22 protein-coding genes are annotated in these 23109 nt (G+C 40.9%); 13 read left to right on the top strand and 9 right to left on the bottom strand.

Annotation, left to right across the window (positions count from 1 at the left end; genetic code table 11):
• The first annotated feature begins 189 nt into the window (after positions 1–189).
• From ACE01U_RS12705 to ACE01U_RS12695, 3 genes are all read left to right on the top strand, one after another.
• Positions 190–1209, top strand: coding sequence for an alpha/beta hydrolase (locus tag ACE01U_RS12705; RefSeq protein WP_395579623.1), 1020 nt, complete (start codon positions 190–192; stop codon positions 1207–1209).
• A gap of 79 nt (positions 1210–1288) precedes the next feature.
• Positions 1289–1633: a DMT family transporter gene (locus ACE01U_RS12700; RefSeq protein WP_086210104.1), complete on the top strand. Its 345-nt coding sequence runs from the start codon at positions 1289–1291 to the stop codon at positions 1631–1633.
• A gap of 5 nt (positions 1634–1638) precedes the next feature.
• On the top strand, positions 1639–2196 hold the full coding sequence (locus tag ACE01U_RS12695) for a TetR/AcrR family transcriptional regulator (RefSeq protein WP_395579622.1): 558 nt from the start codon (positions 1639–1641) through the stop codon (positions 2194–2196).
• A gap of 66 nt (positions 2197–2262) precedes the next feature.
• On the opposite strand, the gene ACE01U_RS12690 is transcribed toward ACE01U_RS12695, so the two are convergent.
• The 4 genes from ACE01U_RS12690 to aceR all read right to left on the bottom strand — a co-directional run bounded on the left by ACE01U_RS12690 (position 2263) and on the right by aceR (position 6251).
• The gene (locus ACE01U_RS12690; RefSeq protein ID WP_395579621.1) at positions 2263–3438 is read right to left on the bottom strand and encodes a benzoate/H(+) symporter BenE family transporter; all 1176 of its coding nucleotides are present in this window, start codon (positions 3436–3438) and stop codon (positions 2263–2265) included.
• A 125-nt stretch (positions 3439–3563) separates the two neighbouring features.
• Entirely contained in the window at positions 3564–4214 is a 651-nt protein-coding gene (gene leuE, locus ACE01U_RS12685) for a leucine efflux protein LeuE (RefSeq protein WP_395579620.1), read from the bottom strand.
• A gap of 70 nt (positions 4215–4284) precedes the next feature.
• On the bottom strand, positions 4285–5271 hold the full coding sequence (gene tal / locus ACE01U_RS12680) for a transaldolase (RefSeq protein ID WP_119063438.1): 987 nt from the start codon (positions 5269–5271) through the stop codon (positions 4285–4287).
• A 92-nt stretch (positions 5272–5363) separates the two neighbouring features.
• Positions 5364–6251 carry an HTH-type transcriptional regulator AceR gene (aceR, locus tag ACE01U_RS12675; protein ID WP_395579619.1) on the bottom strand — a complete coding sequence of 296 codons (888 nt, stop codon included), beginning with the start codon at positions 6249–6251 and terminating at the stop codon, positions 5364–5366.
• Between the two features lie 99 nt (positions 6252–6350).
• On the opposite strand from aceR, the gene aceI reads away from it, so the two are divergent.
• Positions 6351–6785: a chlorhexidine efflux PACE transporter AceI gene (gene aceI, locus ACE01U_RS12670; protein ID WP_086210100.1), complete on the top strand. Its 435-nt coding sequence runs from the start codon at positions 6351–6353 to the stop codon at positions 6783–6785.
• A gap of 46 nt (positions 6786–6831) precedes the next feature.
• Here the strand turns inward: aceI and ACE01U_RS12665 are convergent, their stop codons facing one another.
• Positions 6832–7383, bottom strand: coding sequence for a hypothetical protein (locus ACE01U_RS12665; RefSeq protein ID WP_395579618.1), 552 nt, complete (start codon positions 7381–7383; stop codon positions 6832–6834).
• A gap of 105 nt (positions 7384–7488) precedes the next feature.
• Positions 7489–9006, bottom strand: coding sequence for an acetyl-CoA C-acetyltransferase (locus ACE01U_RS12660; RefSeq protein WP_395579617.1), 1518 nt, complete (start codon positions 9004–9006; stop codon positions 7489–7491).
• A gap of 240 nt (positions 9007–9246) precedes the next feature.
• Here ACE01U_RS12660 and ACE01U_RS12655 point away from each other — a divergent pair, with 240 nt between their 5' ends.
• From ACE01U_RS12655 to dnaX, 5 genes are all read left to right on the top strand, one after another.
• Positions 9247–10638, top strand: coding sequence for a 3-oxoacyl-ACP reductase (locus ACE01U_RS12655; protein WP_395579616.1), 1392 nt, complete (start codon positions 9247–9249; stop codon positions 10636–10638).
• Between the two features lie 148 nt (positions 10639–10786).
• Positions 10787–11641, top strand: coding sequence for a MaoC family dehydratase (locus ACE01U_RS12650; protein ID WP_395579615.1), 855 nt, complete (start codon positions 10787–10789; stop codon positions 11639–11641).
• 68 nt (positions 11642–11709) lie between these two features.
• Positions 11710–12960 (top strand): serine hydrolase domain-containing protein, encoded by a 1251-nt coding sequence (locus tag ACE01U_RS12645; RefSeq protein WP_395579614.1) that lies wholly within the window; start codon positions 11710–11712, stop codon positions 12958–12960.
• A 71-nt stretch (positions 12961–13031) separates the two neighbouring features.
• Positions 13032–13487 (top strand): copper resistance protein NlpE N-terminal domain-containing protein, encoded by a 456-nt coding sequence (locus ACE01U_RS12640; protein WP_395579613.1) that lies wholly within the window; start codon positions 13032–13034, stop codon positions 13485–13487.
• Between the two features lie 261 nt (positions 13488–13748).
• On the top strand, positions 13749–15842 hold the full coding sequence (gene dnaX / locus ACE01U_RS12635) for a DNA polymerase III subunit gamma/tau (RefSeq protein WP_395579612.1): 2094 nt from the start codon (positions 13749–13751) through the stop codon (positions 15840–15842).
• On the opposite strand, the gene ACE01U_RS12630 is transcribed toward dnaX, so the two are convergent.
• Complete coding sequence (locus ACE01U_RS12630; protein ID WP_395579611.1) at positions 15835–16278, bottom strand: acyl-CoA thioesterase; 444 nt, start codon at positions 16276–16278, stop codon at positions 15835–15837. The genes dnaX and ACE01U_RS12630 overlap by 8 nt on opposite strands.
• 51 nt (positions 16279–16329) lie before the next feature.
• The gene (locus ACE01U_RS12625; RefSeq protein WP_395579610.1) at positions 16330–17490 is read right to left on the bottom strand and encodes an iron-containing alcohol dehydrogenase; all 1161 of its coding nucleotides are present in this window, start codon (positions 17488–17490) and stop codon (positions 16330–16332) included.
• Positions 17491–17603: 113 nt separating this feature from the next.
• Here ACE01U_RS12625 and ACE01U_RS12620 point away from each other — a divergent pair, with 113 nt between their 5' ends.
• Genes ACE01U_RS12620 through ACE01U_RS12605 form a run of 4 tightly spaced genes read left to right on the top strand, consistent with a single transcriptional unit; the run spans position 17604 to position 21311 of the window.
• Positions 17604–18116: a low molecular weight protein-tyrosine-phosphatase gene (locus ACE01U_RS12620; protein ID WP_086210091.1), complete on the top strand. Its 513-nt coding sequence runs from the start codon at positions 17604–17606 to the stop codon at positions 18114–18116.
• Between the two features lie 9 nt (positions 18117–18125).
• Positions 18126–19163, top strand: a complete 1038-nt coding sequence (gene murB / locus ACE01U_RS12615) for a UDP-N-acetylmuramate dehydrogenase (RefSeq protein ID WP_395579609.1) — start codon at positions 18126–18128, stop codon at positions 19161–19163.
• Positions 19164–19167: 4 nt separating this feature from the next.
• Entirely contained in the window at positions 19168–20280 is a 1113-nt protein-coding gene (locus ACE01U_RS12610) for a YdcF family protein (RefSeq protein ID WP_119063451.1), read from the top strand.
• Positions 20280–21311: an alpha/beta hydrolase gene (locus ACE01U_RS12605; RefSeq protein ID WP_086210088.1), complete on the top strand. Its 1032-nt coding sequence runs from the start codon at positions 20280–20282 to the stop codon at positions 21309–21311. Before ACE01U_RS12610 ends, ACE01U_RS12605 begins: the two co-directional genes overlap by 1 nt.
• Before the next feature lie 58 nt (positions 21312–21369).
• On the opposite strand, the gene ACE01U_RS12600 is transcribed toward ACE01U_RS12605, so the two are convergent.
• Positions 21370–23040 carry an FMN-binding glutamate synthase family protein gene (locus ACE01U_RS12600; protein ID WP_395579608.1) on the bottom strand — a complete coding sequence of 557 codons (1671 nt, stop codon included), beginning with the start codon at positions 23038–23040 and terminating at the stop codon, positions 21370–21372.
• Positions 23041–23109 lie beyond the last annotated feature (69 nt).

Genomic DNA, 23109 nt, shown 5'->3' with positions numbered 1-23109 from the left:
GTATTCTGATGTGACAAAACCTGAATCCTTGTAGTTGAAGTGTTTGTTCGCACTTATATTTTAACTACTTTGGACTCAGGTTTTTTTATTTAAGTCTAACTATGGGACAGCAGTGGCGAATTGGTCTGTTTTAAATATATCTTGCGCAAGATATTGTATTAGAATCACTTAAAAAATTGAGCAAGCAATATGGGTTTTCAGTCTCTGATTAAAACAATCAGTATCATTTTTATGATGGTCGTGTTAAGTGCATGTCAAAGTGTCGAAAAAAATACCAAACTGATTGCGGGTACATTTAATACAGCAACCCATATTCAAATGAAAATGCTGGATAGTTTTGCTCCCCCTGATGTCATTGTACATCACAATATTCCATATCAAGCTAGTCCTGCGCTGAATCTTGATATTTATCAACCACAAAATATTGAACAATTAGATACAGTGCCTACAGTAGTTTGGGTTCATGGTGGTGGCTGGGTTTCTGGTTCTAAAGAACATGCACGTGGGTATTTCAAGCTTTTAGCCAACCAAGGTTTCAATGTTATTTCAGTTGAGTATCAGTTTGCCCCCGAGGCGATTTATCCAACGCAACTACATCAGCTCAATCAAGCACTTAGTTTTTTACAAAAACATGCTACTCAGTACCACATTAACGCGAACCAATTGTATCTTGCTGGAGATTCTGCTGGAGCCAATATTGCCAGCCATTATGCTGCGCTTTTGACTAATTCTAGCTTTGCTGAAGCATCCGGCTTTCAACCTTCGATTCAAGCTAAACAACTAAAAGGATTGATTCTGCATTGCGGGATTTACGATTTATACAGTTTTGTGAATACGGCTCCTGAAGAGTTAAAGTTGATTGAATGGGGTGTATATAATTTGGTACAGGCTTATACAGGCGAGCGTAAGGACGATGCTGCATTTTTAAAGTCGATTTCAACCAGTGAACATATTACATCACAGTATCCTGCTGTATTTATTAGTGGGGGAAATAAAGACTTTTTAACCAAAACTCAGTCTTTACCTTTTGTTGAAGTACTGAAGCAGCATCAGGTGGCAGTTACAGAAGCTTTTTACCCAGACTCTAAAGAGTATTTGGTGCATGAATATCAGTTCATGATGAGTAAAGAGGCGAGTCAGATCACCTTTGATCGAACCATTGATTTTATAAAAAGAACTTCAGATTTAGTGATAAATTCATCCAAATAATCATGTTTAAAAGACTTGCTTAACTTTTGGGGTTTTATTAACATACCGACCGATCGGTATGTTAATAATTGAGTTTAGTATGAATCCTGTATTAATGGCTTATGCTTTGCTAGCGATGGCAATTATTTCTGAAGTCATTGGTTCGACCTTTTTAGTTAAGTCGGAAGGTTTTACCAAACTATTGCCTTCGCTGGCGGTGGTGGTTTTATTTTCGCTGGCATTTTATTTATTGTCACAAGTGATTAAAGTGATTCCATTGGGTATCGCTTATGCAATTTGGGCGGGTGTGGGGATTGTTTTAACTGCATTGATTGGCTACTTTATTTTCAAACAAAGTTTAGATCTCGCCGCAATGATTGGTATTGCGTTGATTGTTTCTGGTGTAATCGTAATTAATTTATTTTCAAATTCGACAGGGCATTAACTTCGATGCAACAAACAACTCCACGTAAAAAAGCACCTGAACAGGTTCGCCACAGTATTTTGCAACATGCCATCCGTTTGGCGGCTGAAAATGGTGTGACAGGGGTTTCTATACAGGCCGTAGCTGATTTGGTTGGCGTGAGTAAAGGAGGGGTTTTTCATCATTTTCCAAACAAGCAAAAGCTACTTGAGGCAATGATTGTAGAACAGCTTGAACAATTAGATCGAGTGGTGGATCAGTTGATAGCCAAAGATCAAGAGTATTACGGATGCTTCACGCGAGCCTATATCGAAATTACATTAGAAAAGCAGGTGCTAGGTTTAGAACACTCTTGGTCAGCTATTTCGATGATCATGCTGACAGATCGTACCTTTAATGAGTATTGGATTGAGTGGCTAGAAAAACGTTTAGCGCGACATCAGGACACAGATAATGATTTGGAATTGAAAATTCTACGTTATGCTGCAGATGGCATTTGGCTCACAGCATTTACTGAGGTGGAAAATTTGTCTGAGACCATGCAGCTTAAGCAAGAATTGATTCAACGAAGTTATCAGCATTAACTTTTTAAGTTAGCAGTATTTGAAAATAAAAAAGCACCCATCGCGGGTGCTTTTTTACATGAGGGCTTAAACTTTTTTGGTTTTAAACTTAAATATAAGCATAACTGCAAAACCAAAGAGTAGTCCCCAAAAGGCAGAACCAATGCCAAAAAACTGAACGCCTGATGCACTAAATAAGAAAGTCATGAGGGCTGCTTCACGGTCTGAGACTGCTTCAAATGCAATTGCAATGTTATGACTAATCGTGCCAAATAAAGCAATGCCTGCTAAGACTGTAATAAAGATTGCAGGGAAAGACAACAAAAGACTGGTGAGGGTGGCTGCGAATAGTCCCATTAAGATGTAAAAGAAGCCGCAGCTCATGCCCGCAATATAGCGTTTTGATGGGTCAGGGTGAACTTGTTCATCTAAACTGACAGCGGCACTGATGGCTGCAGTATTCACACTATAGCAACCAAATGGTGCGAGTAAGGCTTGAGCGGTACCCGTCCAACCAATCAGTTGATTGACATGTGGGTTATAGCCATAGCTTTTAATCATGGCAATACCTGGTAAATATTGGGATGCCATATTGATCACAAACAAAGGCAGCGCTAAACCTAAAATAGCAGACATACTGAATTCAGGCGTCATCCAAACAGGTTGCGCTAGGCTCCATGTGATTTGAGGTGTATGGAAGTCTAGGAACAATGGGCAGAGTAACAAGCCTGCAATCACGGTAATGACAATACAATAACGTGGAGTAAGTCGCTTAGAAACAATATAAGCCGCCAGCATGGATAAAATAAACCCCCAATGGTCTTGCATACTGGCGAACAATGAAATACCAAACTTCAGTAGCACACCTGCCAACATGGCACTGGTTAGGCTTTGCGGGATATAAGTCAGTACTTTTTCAAAGATCCCGAAAAAGCCCAAAATAGCGGTAACTAAACCACAGACCAAAAATGCGCCAATTGCTTCATGTAAACTATAGCCACTGCCCGTAGCAATAATTAAAGCCAGTGCCGCAGTAGACCATGAGGTCGATACAGGATATTTAAGTTTCCAAGATAAAAGCAATCCACTCAAACCAATACCCAGACCTAAAGCCCAGAACCATGAGTTGATTTGTGCGGTATTTGCACCTAAGACTTGGGCGGACTGAATGACCAAGACAGAAGACACACTAATGCCAATGAGGAAGGTAATAAAACCTGCGAATACTGCTGGAACTGAGAAATCTTGAAATAATTTTTGCATGAAGATCAAAACATAATTTGAATGAGTGAAAATAGCGATTGTTCAAGGATCATACGCTGGTTCTTGAAAAAGAAAACAGCATACAATGGTTTTTTTATCGAAAATAACGAGATTATTCACGAGAATTACAGGGTGGAAAGTGCGAGCTTTAAACCAAAACCACAAAACAGTAAACCAACAGTTGCCACTGCGACAGCGGCAACTTTAAACTGACGGTTAAAGTAACTGGCCAATTTAATCCCTGAGAAAATCAAAATGCTAAGATAAGCCATGCTAATGATCTGCAAGATGACTGAAAGTAAAGTAAAGCTGAGTGCAGGATAAGCGTATTTAGGGTTAACAAACTGCACAAAGAAAGACAAATAGAACAAAATAGCTTTAGGGTTTAAAAGACTAATGGTCAGCGCTGATCTAAACGGGTGTAGCGTTTGCAAAGTATTCTGGTTTGCACTTGCTTCAAGATGCTGTGGGGATGAATGCCACGTTTTGACGCCAGCAAATAAGAGTTTTCCACCTAGGTAGGATAGGTACAAAGCACCTACAATTTTTAATAAAATGAACAGCCAAGGAAAAGTATGTAAAAGAGATGCTGCGCCTAGTACCGTGCATAGAATGAGAATCAGGTCACCTGTGAAAACACCTAATGCACCCAAGTAACCCGTCTTAATACCAAATCGTGAGGCAATGGACATCACATAAAGAGAATTTGGGCCTGGTAGAATCACAATTAAAATTGTACCGATGATATAGGTACCGATGTCGATAATCCCAAACACAACATATTCTCAATAAAAAAGCCGATATTGCATGATAGCAAAATCGGCTTTTAAAAGAAGAAAAATCAAGTTAAGCTGAAATTTCTTCATCTAGACCAAAAGACTGACGCAATAGTGTGTTCAGCTGTTGACGGGCTTTAATAAATCCATCAATACCGCCTTGTAACAACTGCGTTGCCATCAAGTCATGTTCAATTTGATTCCTAAACTCAGTTTCACTGAGTGTGTTAAGTGCAGTTGTCGCTGGCGCAATATCACTTGCTGACAGTTGGGCTTTAACTTCACGTGTGTCTTGTTCAAGAGCTGCTAATAAGTTAGGCGCAACAGTAAGAAGGTCACAACCTGCAAGTCCTAAGACTTGGTCAACACTGCGGAAGCTTGCGCCCATAATTTCTGTTTTGATCTCATGTGCTTTATAGAATTGGTAAATTTGCTTTACAGAAAGCACGCCAGGGTCTTTTTCAACTGGATAACTGTCCACGCCTTCGGCTTTTTTGTACCAATCTAAAATACGTCCAACAAAAGGTGAAATTAAAGTGACATTTGCCTCCGCACAAGCATGGGCCTGATGCACACCAAACAAAAGCGTTAAGTTGGTATGGATACCTTCAGCTTCTAACACTTTCGCTGCTTGAATACCCGCCCATGTTGAAGCGATTTTAATTAATATACGATTTTGATCTACGCCGTAGTTTTTATATAGCGCCAACAGCTCTTTGGCTTTTTCAATGGTGGCATCGGTATCGTATGACAGTGCAGCATCCACTTCTGTAGATACACGACCCTCAATCAATTTGAGAATTTCAACCCCAAACTTGACGGTCAGAATGTCGATTGTGCGTTCAATGAGTAAGTCTTCTTTATAGCCCTCAGTTTTGGCTTGAGCAAAAGCATCCTCAATCAACTCTTTATTTTCAGGTTGAATAGCAGCCGCTGTAATCAGCGACGGATTAGTCGTTGCGTCAAGCGGGCGAAATTGGTTAATCGCCGCTAAATCGCTACTGTCAGCAACAATGGTGGTTAAGCTTTTTAATTGGTTTAATGCAGTTTGTGTCATTGATCGTTAGTTCTTAAAGTTATTACCCATAAATTATTTATAACACAAACTGCTTCTAACCCAAGTGGATTCGGATGTTTTAACAGCAGTTATCACGATTTTTTACGTTGATTTCGGATGTTTTTGATTAAAAAACGTGCAGCTGCACCCAATTCACTTTCACGACTCCAGACCAAATCGACAAAATATTCAAACTTTGGAGTGAAATCTAGCAGATCTAATATTTTCAACTGGGTTTTGAGCTGAGGGTTTTCATTCAGCATTTCCAAGGGTAAAACACCCCAACCGAAATTTTGCATAATGAGTGCGCAGGCAGAGTGATGATTGTCAGTCCGCCAGTATTCTTTAGAAAAAAGTAGTTCAGGTTTAATGCTTTTATCTCGGCTGGCAACCACGATCTGGCGACTGTGTTGAATTTGTTCAAAGCTGACTTGTGAAAATTGCGCCAGCTCAAAGTCTTTGTTTGCGACAGGGACTAAAGTTTCCATTTTTAATTCAACAAACTGTTCGCTGCTTTCCAGCTGTTCACGTTCGAACATCAGTGCAAGTTGCGCTGTACCGTTGAGTAACATTCTTTGCGCATCTTCCTGAGGTGCAGAAAAAATGTTGATCTGTAGACTGGGAAATTCAGCTTCTAATATTGCGATGTAGTCGATCCATTGCATATGTAGCAGTTCAGATACAACGACGATATTGAGCGAGGACTCCAAACCGTGGCTTAGGGCATGGGCATGCTGTTTCCATTGATTCATTTCGGTCAGTAGTTGCTCGGTCTTTTCATACAAGGTTAGGGCTTGCGCTGTTGCTGTAGGCTCACGTCCTTCACGTAAGAAAAGTTGTAGGTTTAAGTCTATTTCCAAGTTGGCAATTGACATACTCACGGCCGATGGCACTTTGCCCAATTTTCGTGCGGCAGCTGAAAATGAGCCTGACTCAATCACGGTTTTAAAAATGATCAGTTGCTCTTGATTGATATTCATAATTTTCTATATTTCAGTTTTATTGAAAGAACCTGACTCGATTAATCAATATTATAAAAATAAAATAGCCAACATCCAATCATGAAAGAGTAATTAAAAATGTTGATTTCCAAAAGAAGGATTATTCATGCGCTCAGCTATGAAATCATCCTATTGGTGATCATTGCTGTAGCTTTAAGTTTCATATTCCATATGCCTTTAGAGGTCACAGGCGTGCTCGGTATTGCCATGGCAGTCACTTCGGTCATATGGAATATGGTGTTTAACCATTTTTTTGAAAAGTTTGAAGCAAAAAGAAAACTCAAAAGAACCATCGGCGTACGTGTTCTTCACGCGATTGGTTTTGAAGGTGGTTTGATGCTTGCAACCATTCCAATGGTCGCATATGCAATGCAAATGAGTATTTGGCAAGCCATCGTACTCGACTTCAGTTTAACCATGTGTATTTTGGTTTATACCTTTATTTTCCAATGGTGTTATGACATGGTGGAGGCCAAATTGGGTATTCAATCTGAAGCGCAATATTCAAATTAAAAATTAAGCCACGCAATGTCGTGGCTTTTTTAATGTGATGCGATTCTTATTTGAATTTTCTGACGTTTAAAATATAAGGGATCATTAAGGCAAAAAATACGGTGATGGCAGCATGAAAACTATTTGCTATAGCGCTTATATATGGATGCGCAAAGCCTTTGAGATAGATCATGGTTGCGCCTTTCTTTGTACTGGAATTTGTGTATGGGATTTCATCACTGATCAAAAACCAACTTAAGCAGAAAAAGAGCAACATAAAAATAAAAAACACTAAGCCTAGTGGATTAAACATTGAGCGTTGTTGTGTATTCAGTTTTGCGTAGTGTTGCCTGATGTGCTGAACTTGTGGTCGGTTGAGTTGTACACGAAAATAATTGATCAAAATAAGGGCAATACAGATGAAAGTACAAATAGCAAAAAAGTCATTGAGAAATTTATGCGGGCTGGACAAGTTGGATGCAATGCTGGTTGGAAACACGCCTTGAAAGTGAAAGTCGAAGCTGACAATCAAAAGCGCTATGACTAAGGGAATGAGGTAAAAATAATAATAGCGAATCGGGGTATTGAGATAAACAATAAAGGGCGGTGAATTTTGCATAGTTTGTATTTGGTTATTTTATGTTTTTATCTATAGAGTAAATTGATGGTTTTGACCAGTAAAAAAGCACCTCAAAAGAGATGCTTTTTTACAGTGAAGGCGAGATTATTTTTCAATAATTGCTGTTACACCTTGACCACCTGCAGCACAGATTGAAACCAGTACGCGACCTGAACCTTTTTGGTTAATCAACTTCGCAGCAGTGGCAATGATACGACCACCTGTTGCAGCAAATGGGTGACCTGCTGCAAGTGAAGAACCTTTGACGTTGAGTTTATTGCGATCAATTGAACCGAGTGGAGCATCTAAACCTAAACGGTCTTTACAGAATTTTGGATCTTCCCAAGCTTTCAAAGTAGAAAGAACTTGTGACGCAAATGCTTCATGAATTTCGTAGTAGTCGAAGTCTTGAAGTTTAAGACCAGCACGCTCAAGCATTCGTGGAACTGCATAAGCAGGCGCCATCAATAAGCCTTCTTTTTTCTCAACGAAATCAACAGCAGCCGTTTCTTGGAAGGTTAAGTAAGCAAGGACTTCGTGACCGTTTGCTTTCGCCCATTCTTCAGAAGCTAAAAGTACACAAGACGCACCATCTGTAAGTGGTGTTGAGTTGCCCGCAGTCATGGTACGCGCATCGCCTTTACCAAAAGCTGGTTTGAGCTTAGCAAGTTTTTCAACCGTAGAGTCAGCACGTAAGTTGTTGTCACGTTTTAAACCTAAGAATGGTGTGATCAGGTCATCGAAGAAGCCTTCTTCGTAAGCCGCAGCCATTTTTTGGTGTGAAGATGCAGCAAGTTCGTCTTGCGCTTCACGTGCAATACCCCATTCAAGCGCGGTAATGGCTTGGTGATCACCCATAGACAAACCTGTACGTGGCTCACCATTTTTCGGCGCATCCATCAAGTCTTTTAGGTTGATTTTGGTTAAAGCTTTTAAACGGTCTTTACCCGTTTTTGCAATGTTGAGTTCAAGTAATGCTTTACGTAAACCATCACCAAACGCAATTGGTGCATCAGAAGTGGTATCTACACCACCAGCAACACCCACTTCAATTTGACCCAGTGCGATTTTATTCGCAACTAAGAACGCTGCTTGTAAGCCAGTACCACATGCTTGCTGAATATCGTAAGCAGGTGTTTCTGGCGCAAGTGCAGTGTTTAGTACACATTCACGGGTCATGTTAAAGTCACGGCTGTGCTTAAGAACAGCACCAGCAACCACTTCACCAAGGCGTTGGCCTTGAAGATTAAAACGTTCAACAAGACCGTTTAGCGCTGCTGTGAACATATCTGTATTCGAAGCGGTGAAATATGCGCCATTTGAGCGAGCGAAAGGAATACGGTTACCACCGATAATAGCCACGCGGCGAACAGTGTTTTGACTCATGGTTTGATCCTGTTGAACAGCAGTTTGAGTTTTTGGTTTTGAAGCATTTGTAGAAGAAGCAGGGCTTTTACTACGAGTTGACGCAGCACGAGTGCGAGTCGGCTTAGTCGTGTTATTTACTGATTGGGTGGTCGTGCCAGTACTTTTAGTTCTACGCGGTGTACTTTTTGATGTATTTGACACGGTTTCCGTAGCAGAATTTTCCACTGCTGGATTTTCTTGAGTTGTTTTGCTCATAAGGCTTTTCCAAGCATGTTAATCTATTCTTAGGGTTTACATTAGCATATTATAAAAAGGGCTGAATTGACTAGAATGACATTGCAACAGGCTTTCAGGTCAAGACATATCCTCTATAACTCAAGTATGATTCTACTGAAACCGATGGAACTATTGAAATATAAGACTCTAGACATCACTTTGAAGTTAAAAGGATATCTTTGAATCCATCAACAATTCATTTGTATGAGAGATAAAAACATGACTGATCAATACCAAACATTTGCAAAATCTCCTATTGGTAAATTTGTCATTAAAAATTTGGGTTTACCTGCACCAACTTTTTTAGACCGTTTTGAGTCAGCAACGCCTGTGATTAAAGGTGCTGTTTTACTGGGTGCAGCAGCAAACAGTTCACTATCTGGTGCAATTGCGCAAGTGTTGGCAAATGTCCACGCCAATAGCTATGCGGGTAACAATGCGCAACTACAACAAGCTGCGGCTCAAGTGGGCTTAAACTTAAGTGCATTTAATGCAGGCGACAAAGAGTCTAAATTCAAAGTTGTTATTTTTGATGCATCTGGCATTGAGTCATCAGAGCAACTTAATGAGTTATATAACTTCTTTAATCCGATTGCACGTCAAGTGGCTGCTTCTGGTCGTGTGATTGTGGTAGGTACGACCCCTGAAACTGCGGGTAGCGTTAAAAAAGCGATTGCACAGCGTGCACTTGAAGGCTTCGTGAAGTCAGTCGGTAAAGAGTTTAAGAAGGGGGTTGCAGCACATTTGATCTATGTGGATGCAGGTGCAGAAGCAAATCTTGAGTCAACTTTACGTTTTGCAGCATCTCCACGTTCTGCTTATGTCTCTGGTCAAGTGATTCGTGTTTCTAAAGCTGATGTTGTAGATGTGGACTGGGCGAAACCACTGGCAGGAAAAACGGCTGTAGTAACAGGTGCGAGCCGTGGTATTGGTGAAGCGATTGCGCATGTCTTGGCACGTGATGGCGCGCATGTGATTTGTTTAGATGTACCACAGCAACAAGCAGATCTTGACCGTGTTGCAGGTGAGATCGGCGGTTCAACACTGGCAATTGATATCACAGCAAACGATGCTGGTGAGAAAATCAAAGCTGCGGCAGCTGCTCAAGGTGGTTTAGACATTATTGTGCATAACGCAGGTATTACCCGTGACAAAACTTTGGCAAATATGAAGCCTGAGCTTTGGGACTTGGTCATTAACATTAACCTGTCAGCGATTGAGCGTGTAAATGATTATTTACTTGCGAACGACGGTTTAAATGCCAATGGTCGTATTGTTTGTGTATCATCAATTTCAGGTATTGCAGGTAACCTCGGTCAAACCAACTATGCTGTATCAAAAGCCGGTGTCATTGGTGTGGTTAAATTTACTGCTCCAACGTTGACGAATGGCATTACCATCAATGCGGTTGCACCAGGTTTCATTGAAACGCAAATGACCGCTGCGATTCCATTTGCAATCCGTGAAGCGGGTCGCCGTATGAACTCGATGAGCCAAGGTGGTTTACCGGTAGATGTTGCTGAAACGATTGCTTTATTTGCAGCGACAGCATCGACTGGTTTAAACGGCAACGTGGTACGCGTTTGTGGTCAAAGCTTGTTGGGTGCTTAATTTAAAAACTTGAATTTATCTCTCCTTTAGAGGGGAGATGAATTCTTTATATTATAAATGGGATGGCATTTTTCCCTCATCCCAACCTTTTCCCTGAGGGAGAAGGAACTTTCAAAATATTGAAATAAAAACTTCTCAAAGGTTCAGTATGAAGACTCGCCATTTTAGTCAACTTCCAAAACCATACATGGCTTATCCGAAAGTCATTCAAGGTTTGATTTTTAAAAAACCAAAAGGTGAAAAAGTCTTACCGCAGGTTGAGTATGTGGTAGATTCTTTTAATGTCGATCAAAAGCATTTGAAAGCCTATAACGAAGTATGTGGCTTTAAAAATAATGGTTATATTCCTGCGATTTATTTGGCTGTATTATCGCAAAGCTTACAAATGCACATGATGGGGCAAGAGCCGTTTCCATTTCCTGTGCTAGGTTTGGTGCATATTCGCAATCAAGTCAAACAAATGCGTAAAGTTGGTGTCAATGAAACCCTCACTTTATCATGCAAATATGGCGCGCTTGAGCCACATGATAAAGGTGTTCAGTTTGATTTTATTACCACCGTGAAAGTTGGTAATGAAGTCGTGGTTGAAGCTTTAACCACGTATTTAGCACGTCAAAAGACCGATGGTACAACAGCACCAAAATTAGTCGAAGCAACGACTCCAGATTATCAGCCGAATGTAGTCTGGGAAGTCTCTGAAAATACAGGTCGTCGTTATGCAATGACTTCGGGCGACTTTAACCTGATCCACATTCATGCGGTGACAGCAAAAGCCTTTGGTTTTAAACAGGCCATTGCGCACGGCATGTGGAGTAAGGCACGAGCGTTGGCTTCGATCACATTGCCTGATGCTTATGAAGCAGATGTTTGGTTTAAACTGCCGATGTATTTGCCGTCAACAGTCGATTTTATGACTGTGACAAAAGGGGCAAATACTGCTTTCTTAATTCGAAATAGTAAGAATCAAAAACCGCATGTGACGGGACAGATCAAATCACTATAATTTTAAAAAGCCCAGTTTAGATTACACTGGGCTTTTTTATGTCAGCTTTAAAATACATGGATGTGTAAATGAAAAGTTTAAAACAATATTTACAAGCGAATCCGAACCATTACCAAGGCTACGTTGACCCACGTTTTCAAAGTGTTGCCCATCTCTTTAGCCGCTTACAAGATGCTCGTTCAGCATATGGCGGTGCGGCCTGTGTTCTATATTTTCAGGGTGAAAAAGTTGTCGATATCTATACGGGTTTGGCAGCGGTAGATTCTCCTTGGCAGGCCAATACGATGTCGGTGTGTTATTCGACAGGCAAAGGCGTGCTCGCAACCTTGGCGCATATTTTAGTCAGTCGAGGTGAGCTGAGCTACGATCAACCCATTGCGGATTATTGGCCTGAATTTGCCCAAAATGGTAAAGGAAAGATGACGCTAAGACATGTACTGAGTCATCAAAGCGGATTATTTGATATCCGTAATAACATTGCCGATGCGACAGAAATGTTGAACTGGGCATATATGTTAGACGTATTTGAAAAGGCGCAACCACGCTTTGCAATTGGTGAAGATGCTGCCTATCAACCTTTATCCTTCGGTTGGCTAGTCGGTGGTGCTTTGGAAAAAGCAACGGGGAAACCTTTAACTGAACTCTTCCAAACCTATTTAGTTGTGCCACTTGAGCTAGATGGAGCTTACTTTGGTGCATCCAGTGCTGAATTAAAACGTATCGCACGACCCATTGCTCGTCCTTTACCTATCCAAGCAAATCAAAAAAGTCCAACGAAGGTGCGTAAAGTTTCATTGCTTGATAAAGCAATGCAGTGGTCAGGGCAAGATCCACAAGACTTTCAGGATGGCATGATTCCCAAAGGCATGAAAAAGGTCAGCTTTTATCATGATGATGCGATTCAGGCGATTATTCCGGCGGCAAATGGTGTCTTTACAGCCAATAGTTTAGCCAAAGTGTATGCGATGTTATCTCAAAAAGGAGTTTGGAAAGGTCAGCAGTTGATTCGTCCCGATGTGTTTTCTGAATTGAGTCGAGTGCAATATAGCTATCGAGATCGCGTGATGCCGATACCGATGCATTGGCGCTTGGGATATCACCGTATATTAACCCTAGGCAAAACCGCAGAGCAGGGTTTTGGTCATATGGGCTTTAATGGTTCAGGGGCTTGGGGCGATAGTGAGCGAGGCTTAAGTTTTGCTTATACACATAACTTTGCTACAGCTTCTTTAACTGGGGATTATCGACTTTGGGCTTTGAGCCAAGAAAGTTTACGCTGTGCGGACGCAATTTTAACAGGTAAAAAAGGCTGGTTTTGACAGGTCTGAGATTTAGTCATCGTCTAAAATATGTTATGTTCGTCGCGGTTTAGGTTTTGAAGATTTGTGACATGAAGGCTCCCATTCTTATTCCTCTGATGGCTACAGGACTATTGTTGGGTTGTTCCGAGGCGAATCAAACGCGACATGATCAGTCTAAACTCCAAGTGACAGAACAAAAGCAGATTATTCCTGCGTGGGTTGGGGGTTATCACGGGACAACGCCGTGTATGGGATGTTTGTCCCGTTGTGAAGACTGTCCGGGTATGGCAGTTGCACTTGAGCTGCATGAAAACATGACCTACACCCTAAAACGAGAAAGTTTGAGTGGCCATAACGAAGTCGAAACTTTGACTGGACTACTTCGTTTTAATGCTCAAGATCAGCATAAGATAGAGTTGGTGAACGTGACCAAGCGAAACTTACTTTATGTCGATTTAGAGGATCGTGTTTTAGAAATACGTGAAGATGTGACCGGTAAAAAATACCAAATGCAGAGTGATTTTATTCTGGTGAAGTCGGCTTAATTTTCTAAATAGCTGTATTTTACGAATTCATTTTAATATTTACCTCTTTTTTACTTTTGCAAAGCTCTCATTTTATTTCAAATCCATAATCTAAATGTATAAATAGCTTGAGATAGAGAGTGGGATAAAAATGGAGCGAATGGTTTTTGGATTATTGATCTAAATCAGGTTTATAGCTTAGAAAAGCGAGAACGGGGTGAAGTAATTCATTCACTCTTTGGCAAAAAAACAGTATGCTTAGGCCTATAAAAAGGAGCATACATGTATCAAGTACTTGCACGGAAATATCGTCCTCGCAATTTTAATGAGCTAGTGGGTCAAAACCACGTTTCTCGGGCACTAACCAGTGCTTTAGAGCGCGGACGTTTGCACCATGCTTATTTATTTACAGGAACGCGTGGGGTCGGAAAAACCACCATTGCCCGTATTTTGGCAAAGTGCTTGAACTGTGAAACAGGTATGACTTCAACACCATGCGAAGTTTGCCCAACCTGTACTGCCGTGAATGAAGGCCGTTTTATTGATTTGATTGAAATTGATGCGGCGTCACGGACTAAAGTTGAAGATACGCGTGAGCTTTTAGATAATGTGCCTTATGCACCGACGCAAGGTCGTTTTAAGGTGTATTTGATTGATGAAGTACATATGCTCTCTACGCATTCTTTTAATGCTTTACTCAAAACATTGGAAGAACCGCCTGAACATGTGAAATTCCTTTTTGCAACGACAGATCCACAAAAGCTCCCAATTACCGTGATTTCACGTTGTTTGCAATTTACTCTACGCCCGTTGGCTGTAGATGAAATTACCGAGCATCTGGGTAATATTTTAAATAAAGAAAGCATTCCCGCCGAGCAGGATGCGATTTGGCAAATTGCGGAATCTGCCCAAGGCTCATTACGTGATGCACTTTCTTTGACAGACCAAGCGATTGCCTATGGTCAGGGCTCTATCCAGCACCAAGATGTCAAAGAGATGTTAGGTTTAATCGACCGTACCATTATTTATGATTTGATCCTTGAGATACATCAAAACCAGAAACAACGGGTGAGTGAGTTGCTGATGCAATTCCGCCAGCAAGCACTGGATGTATCTTTAGTTTTGGATCAGTTGATTTCGACTTTACATGAATTGGCATTATTACAATATTTACCAGAATTAAGCCTCAAATATAGCGCTGAAATTAATAAAAAAATCATGCAATTGTCTCAGCAGATTGCTGCGCAAGACCTACAGCTTTATTACCAAATTGCATGTAAAGGACGTGCTGAATTACAGTTAGCAGTCACGCAAGAGCAAGGCTTTGAAATGACGGTGCTACGCATGTTGGCGTTCCGTCCATTACAACCGAATGAAGTACTGGTGACTCAGGCCAATAGTGCTATAGCTGAATCTGTACAACAAACGGTAATACCGACTTCTGCTCCAGCAACGGCTTTGCAACAAGATGCTCAAAGCTTAGATATTGACGCGACATTTGAAGATGCTGCGATAAATGAGGATGCAGAGACTGACTTTAATTCTGAACTTGATGATGTGAATCTTTCAGAAAGCGCCAAAGAGAATAAACCATCAGTTGAAGTATCTCAGCAATCCGATCAAATCGTTTTCGATCCTTCCAGTGATGAAGTTTTATTCGATTTAGATGAAGCTGATGAATTTAATGCACAAAGCAATGATGATGAACCAAATAGTGATGATTTCTTATTTGATGAAATTGTACCGTTAGAAGCAGAAACTCAAAATGAAGCACCCGTTGAACCTGCTGTAGCAATAGTTGAGGTTGTACAAGCGGAATCTTTTGATTTAGCAAGTGAAGTGCTTTCAGTCGCGAATGTTGAGGATACTCGAGTTGTAGAAAATGAAAGCCTACAAACTGTTACTGCCCTTGTAGAGCTTGCTCAACCTGAACAGGTCTCATCTACACCAACCGATTTAATGCCACAAGATATTTTGCAACTACAAGCACAGCAGTTAGTCGGTGAATGGACAGTGGAGAAGTGGGAGTATTGGTTTAGAAACAGCGATTTATCACCCGCGGTACAAGAGTTGGCACAGCAAGGCTTAATGACGGGACAGATTGATGCAGAATCGGTGTTTATGATACCGCAACGCTATGAGCAACTCCTCACCCAATTACGTCATGTCTTGGAAGATGCGCTCAAAGCTGAATGGCCTCAGACGCGTTTTGATGTGAAATATGCAGAAGTTGAAACCATTACGCCATATACGATGCAAGCGCAACGTAAGGAAAAGGCATTCCAACGTGCACATGAATTACTACAAAACGAAGACACAGTGAAAAGTCTAGTGCAAACTTTTGATGGTGAATTACACAATATTCAGCTTAAGTAATGTCATGGCTTAAATAGTGGCGCAAAGCACTCCGCATTTCAGATGGAATCGGGGTGCTTTTTCGCGTTTCACGGTCTACAAAAACATGGACGAAATGTCCTTGAGCCGAAGCCGATTCTTGACCAAATTTAAAAATGGCGAGTTCGTAAGTAAGTGAGGAGTTTCCTATTTTGGAAATAGTCACACCTACGTCAATAATCTCAGGGTAAGACAACTCATGTAAGAAACTACATGCTGAGTCGACCACTAAGCCAATAATAGGGGATTGGTGAATATCAAAATTTGCTTTTTCAATCAGTAAGGCATTTGCGGCAGTATCAAAATAGCTATAGTAAGTGACGTTGTTGACATGGCCATAGAGGTCATTGTCCGACCAACGTGTCTGAATCGGTAAAAAATAATGAAATTGGTCACGTGTCTTTACGGCTTGTCTCATCGACGTCATCCTTAAAATCTGATTATAAATAGCCTAAGTTAATTATATGGGTTAGCTGTAAATGGCTTGATAAATCTCGCGTGCCTGTTGCCACTCCAGTTCTCTTGGGTTGTTTTGTAGTAGGCGTGTTTGCAACATGGCGTCTGTTGCAAGTTGATCTAGACTGTGTTCAGGAACATTCAACGCCTTGAGTTTTAAGGTTAAACCGCTACGGTCTAAATGGTTTTGTATATGATCGACAAAGAGATCAGAAAGACCATCAGTACAACCTGTACTTTTTGGGTCGAGCCAGCAGATCAACTCTGCATAATGGTGCTTGGCTTGCGGAAGATTAAACTTTAAAACCTCTGTCAGCACTAAGGCATTGCTATGTCCATGTGAAATGTGAAAATGTCCACCCAGTGGATAAGCAAGTGCATGTACAGCACCTACTGGGGCATTGGCAAAAGCTTGTCCTGCCAACATTGAACCGACCAACATATTTTGTCGGGCTTCTAAATTTCGACCATCTTCTAGCACCAAACTGAGGTTTTGATTCAGCAGTTTCAAAGCCTGTTTCGCTAACATGTCTGCATAAGGATTTTTCTTGATTTTAGAGGTATAAGCTTCAATGGCATGTACCATCGCATCAATGCCTGTCGCTGCACTAATATGACGCGGCAGGTTTTCAGTAAAAGTCGCATCCAAAATCGCTACATCGGCAAAAAGAACAGGTGCGACGATTCCAGTCTTTGTCGTTTCAACTGTGGTAACAATTGAAATCGGGGTAACTTCAGAACCTGTCCCTGCTGTGGTTGGGACTAAAATTAACGGCAGGCGAGGTGTTTGGGCATTATTTACCCCATAAAGATCAGCTAACTGTTGCTGCTGTGCAGGATGGCTGAGTATGGCAATAATTTTTGCAACATCCATAGAGCTACCACCACCAAAGCCTAAAACGAGATCTACCTTTTGCTGTTTGGCAAAATTAACCGCATTTAAAACAATCTGCTCACTCGGGTCGGCTTTAACCTCACTGTATATACTGTAAGTGAGAGAGAGATCCTCTAAAATTTCTAAGATGGGAAGATGCAGTTGATGTTGTAGCATGCCTGCATCTGTAACCAATAACAGATGTTGATAAGGGCGTGCTGTTAAAAGTTCTCTAAGCTGTTGAATGCTGCCTAAGCCTGAAATAATATTCGGCACAGTTTGAAATTGAAATGAGTTCATACAGCATCCTTTTTTATATCTTATTCAACAATAATGTTTTGTACTTCTATAGGATTCATCCTCTAAATAACTTAACATAAGACACTTGAAAATAAAGCTGTTTCGAGGTGGTTATGTCATTCACAACGCCCTATAAGGTGTTATGTGTCTGTTTAGGAAATATTTGTCGTTCTCCCACGGCAGAAGTGGTTCTCAGACATTTTTGTGATGCGCATCAACTTAATATTGAAATCGACTCAGCAGGGACGAGTAACTATCATCCGAATAAGGCACCTGACTTACGCAGCCAAGAACATGCTTTGAAACGTGGTTATGATTTGTCTGGTTTACGTGCACGACAGTTACAGACCCGTGATTTTGTCCATTTTGATTTAATTTTAGCGATGGACCACAATAATTTTGATGAGATTCAGATGCTGTATCAAACAGCATCACGTGAATTTGGTACGGGGCAACTACGTGCTAAAGTCGCTCTCATGTCCGAGCATGATACGCAATATCCACAGCAAGCCTTACCTGATCCTTACTATGGTGGATCTGATGGTTTTGAGCGTGTATTGGATCAATGTGAATCAAGTAGCCAAGCATGGGTTCACATTTTTAAACAACAAATTGAAAGTTATTAAGGTTAGCGCATGCAAATCGAAACACAAAAACAGCTTAAACCTTTTAATACTTTAAGTTTACATGCAGTTGCATCGCATTATGTTCAAATTCATAGTGCAGATGAATTGGTTGAAGCCCTAGATTATGCGCAGCAACAAGCGCTGAATGTCATGATTTTATCAGGTGGAAGTAATATGCTTCTGCCTGCACAAATTGATGCTTTGGTTGTGCATATGAATATTCTAGGTATAGAGAATCTGTCTGAAGATGCGAATACCCAAACCATAAGAGTTGGTGCAGGGCAAGTTTGGCATGACTTTGTACTTTGGACGACAGAACAGCGTTTATTTGGTTTACAGAATTTAGCCTTGATCCCAGGCTTAGTCGGTGCATCCCCAGTACAAAATATCGGTGCTTATGGTGTCGAAGCAGGTGAGTTCATTGAAAGTGTGCAGGTCTATGACAGACAACTGAAACAATTTAGTGATATTCCTGCTGAAGATTGTGTATTTAGTTATCGCCATAGTATTTTTAAGGATGATCCGAATCGCTATGTGATTACTCATGTCACATTTAAACTCTTGAAACACGAAGACTTAAAAATTAGTTATGGTGATTTAAAACAGGCTGTAGGGGATAACTTAACTGCATTAAATTTGCAGCAACAAGTGATTCAGATTCGCCAAAGTAAATTACCCGATCCTAAAGAGTTTCCAAATGTAGGGAGTTTTTTCAAAAACCCAATTATGAGTCAGCAGGCGTATGACGATTTAGCCCAACAATTTGACAAATTGCCACATTATCCACAGTTAAATGGTGATGTTAAAATTGCCGCTGGTTGGTTAATCGACCAGTCGGGGTGGAAGGGCAAGCAACTTGGGGCGGTGGGCATGTTTCATAAGCAGGCGTTGGTCTTGGTGAACTATGCCAATGCAAATTTAGACGATGTACAGAGCACATACCGAGCAGTACAACGGGATGTGTATAATAAATTTAAAGTTTTACTAGAGCCTGAGCCAGTTTTGTTTAATTCGCTCGGTTTAATTCAATCTCATCAGGATCATTAAAAGCATGAGTAAAACCCATAAAATGGTACGTTTAGTGCAAATCGCTTCGGTGTTATTTGCACTTTTCGGCTGTTTAATGATTTTTATTTATACGCCTTTTTATTCTAAGCTCATTGTTGCTGCACTTAATACTTTTGTTCCTGTCGATGTTAACGAAGTGGCCGCACAGAGCCAAAAGATGGCAGCACTGAGTGAGCAAGAAAGCTTAGAACCGGGTTCTGATTTGTGGATAGCACGTCAAGCTTATTTACAGCTCATGGAAGAACAGATTAAAGAGCATAATTCACAAAACTTAACCACCATTCAGGCGCGCTACAAAGCCTTACAAGAGTTGATCGTTGCTGAGCAAAAAGAGGAACAGGAAAAAGAACAGAAGCCTCAAATTCCTTTGGTGGTTGAGACTGCAAGTTCAGAAGTAGACCCAACAGAGAATGTAAAAGAACTATTAGAACTCAACAGTAAAGAAAATAAAGCGTTAATGGAGCATTATCTAGAGTTCTTAAAAACACATAAGGTTGAACAACTCGAAGAACAGCCCGTTGATGAGCAAATTTATCAAGATATTGCACAAATCCATGCACAAAATGAAGAGAAAAAAGCAGCTTTAAATATGCCGAATGCCATCGTTGTTCTAGGAGGCGGGTTAACTTTAGATAAGAATGGTAAGGATATCGTTGTGAATGAATATACCCGTTTGCGACTTGAAACCACATTACAAGTTGAACAGCAGTTTAAGCTGCCTATTGTACTGAGTGGGGTAGAAGCACCGTATATGCAAAAATGGTTAAAGGCACGAGGAGTCGATGCAAAACTGTTGGAAGATCGTAGTATGAATACCTGCGAAAATTCACGTTTTAGTTCCTTGTTACTACAGAAAAAAGGTGGCGCACCTAGAGTGATTCTAATTACAGATCAATACCATATGCCACGTACCCGTCGTTTATTTGCCTTAAATGGTATAGAAACCCAGCCGATAGAAGCACCTATGCCGACCCAATTAACACGTTGGCGACCAAGTCAACAAAACTATGATCATAGTCGCCGTGCCAATTATGAAATGCTTGCAACTGTGCGTGATGTACTTGTCGGCTCAAGTGACTGTAGGGAGATTCCATAATGCCTGAACTTCCTTTTTTAAATCCTTCAGTACTCAAACAACTTGAGCTTCCTGTCCCAAGTCGTGAGACCACACCACAACTTTTAGAACCACTTAATTTAAACCAGTCTTATGAAGCGTCTGTTGAAATTATTTCATACCGTAGGCTCTATGGCTTAGACACTTTGGACTGTGAGCAGTGGCAAGGTTATGTACAAATGCCTTTGTTTAAATTGCATGTACAGGTCTTTGCGCCCAAAATCCAGAAGATCAAGGGAACCGTATGTTTATTGCACGGTTACTTAGAACACAGTGGTATTTACCAACCCATCATTAAAGAGCTGCTTGAGCAAGGGTTTAGCGTACTGACTTATGATTTGCCTGGGCATGGTTTGAGTGATGGATCGCCTGCGAATATCCAAAACTTTGACCATTATCAAGATGTGCTTCATGCTGTAGTGCGTTATGTAAAGCATGCTGATCAGCTACCACAGCCGTGGTTAGGCATCGGGCAGAGTACGGGTGGTGCAATTTTAATGCATCATTTACTCGAATTTGCCGAACGCCGTGAAAACCCTTATGTACAACGTGTTCTGTTGCTTTCACCATTGATTCGTCCTGCGAAATCGGCTTGGTGGCATAATTCAGTTGGATTAGGTATTATTCGTCGGATAAAGCGCCAAGTACCGCGTCATTTTAGACGCAATAATCATAATCCTGAATTTTTGCGCTTTGTCCGTTTAAAAGATCCCTTGCAACCGCGTATGATGGGTATGGATTGGATTTTGGCGATGTCAAAGTGGATGCTGGAAATGGAACAACGTCCAGCCTGTCGTATTCCTGTGTGGTTGGCTCAAGGCGCTCTGGATCAGACGGTAGATTGGCGGTATAACATCGAGTTCATTCGAGAGAAGTTTCGTTTACAGACCTTGCTAATGCTAGAGGAAGGTTCGCACCAATTGATCAATGAACGTGCTGACATTCGTGCAGCCTTAACAGGTTTAATCCCAGCCTTTTTACATGCACAGGGTTCATCGAGTGGATATTACTAATATTCTGTGATTTTGCTTATCGAAAATAAAAAGGAGGCTGATAGAGCCTCCTTTTTATTTAGAAATGTTCTAATTTGGACATATTCCACATACGGAAATAGAAGTTCTCTTCATCTTTATTTTCACAAGACAGGAGTTCGCCTTCTTTTAACCAAAAGTGGAGTTGCGCATAGTTTCGAATTTCTCGGTCATTAATGCGCTGTGCTAAATGGCGGGCTTTAATTTCTGCTGGATGTTTCAAACCTGCTGAGGCAATCATTTCTGAAAGGGCTTTCAATGTATTGTCATGAAAATGTAGAACCCTTTCGGCTTTAGTGGGAACGTGTAGTGCTTTTTGACGTTCTTTATCTTGAGTTGCAACACCTACAGGACACTGGTTGGTATGACAACTTTGTGCTTGAATACAGCCTACAGCAAACATGAAGCCTCGTGCAGAATTCACCCAGTCCGCACCGATTGCCATAATACTTGCAATATCAAAGGCGCTGACCAATTTACCACTGGCCCCAATTTTGATTTGATCACGTAAACCTGCACCAACCAGCGTATTGTGTACAAAAAGTAAACCTTCACGTAGCGGTACACCCATATTGTCAATGAGCTCAATCGGTGCGGCACCAGTACCACCTTCGGAACCATCAACGACGATAAAATCGGGAATAATTTGGGTATGTAGCATGGCTTTGACAATACTCATAAATTGCCAAGGCTGACCAATACACAGTTTAAAACCGATAGGTTTTCCTTCAGATAATTCACGCAGTTGTTGAATAAAATGCATCATTTCAATCGGTGTTTTAAAAGCCGAGTGACTTGAAGGAGAAACACAGTCATGGTCACGACTGACACCTCGTATTTGAGCAATTTCTTCAGAAATTTTATCTTTAGGTAGAATACCTCCATGTCCAGGTTTAGCACCTTGAGATAGTTTGATCTCAATCATTTTAACCTGAGGGCGTTTAGCTTGAATGGCAAATTTTTCTGGGTCAAACTGGCCATCTAAAGTACGGCAGCCAAAATAGCCACTACCGAGTTCCCAGACAATATCACCACCATATTCTAGATGGTAAGGGCTTAAGCTGCCTTCACCTGTATCGTGGTAAAAACCACCCATTTGTGCGCCTTTGTTTAAAGCACGAATGGCATTGGCACTCAAGCTGCCAAAACTCATGGCAGAAATATTAAAAATAGATGCACTATAAGGCTGAGAGCATTGCGCATTGCCTACTAATATACGGAAGGTTTTTGGGTCGGCAGGTTTGCATGGACTTAATGAATGCGTCATGAAACGATAGTTGTCTGCATAGACATTGACAATAGAACCAAAAGGCTTATCTGCATTTTGGTTTTTTGAGCGTTGATAAACTAGACTGCGTTGCATTCTTGAAAATGGCAGTGCATCTTGATCCGCTTCAATGAAATACTGGCGGATTTCAGGTCGAAAATCTTCAAAGATAAAACGAAAGTGTCCCATGATCGGGTAGTTCTTCAAAATAGAATGTCTGTTTTGCAAAACATCATGTAAACCGACAAAACTGAGTAAACCTGTAATGAGCCAAATACTGTTTAAGAAAGTGTTTGAGATAAAGTAATTGATGTAAATAGGGGTATGGCTATAATGAAAAAAGCTAATACTTAAAAAGATAAAAATACAAAGCAGCCAAATAGAATGTCTGGAAAAGAAAGTGTTGAGTAATTTGTGACGTATGGATTGAGCAGGGCTAGACATATGGCTTGGCTTCCTTCCGTGTTGTTTTAGGACTAATGTGCCAAGTCTTTGTTTCATCTACAAGTAATA

It is taken from the genome of Acinetobacter halobius, from assembly GCF_044130335.1.
In the GTDB taxonomy this organism is placed as follows: Bacteria; Pseudomonadota; Gammaproteobacteria; order Pseudomonadales; family Moraxellaceae; genus Acinetobacter.
The sequence above is the reverse complement of the archived record's forward strand: the minus strand, read 5'-3'. Positions and strand labels throughout refer to the sequence as shown.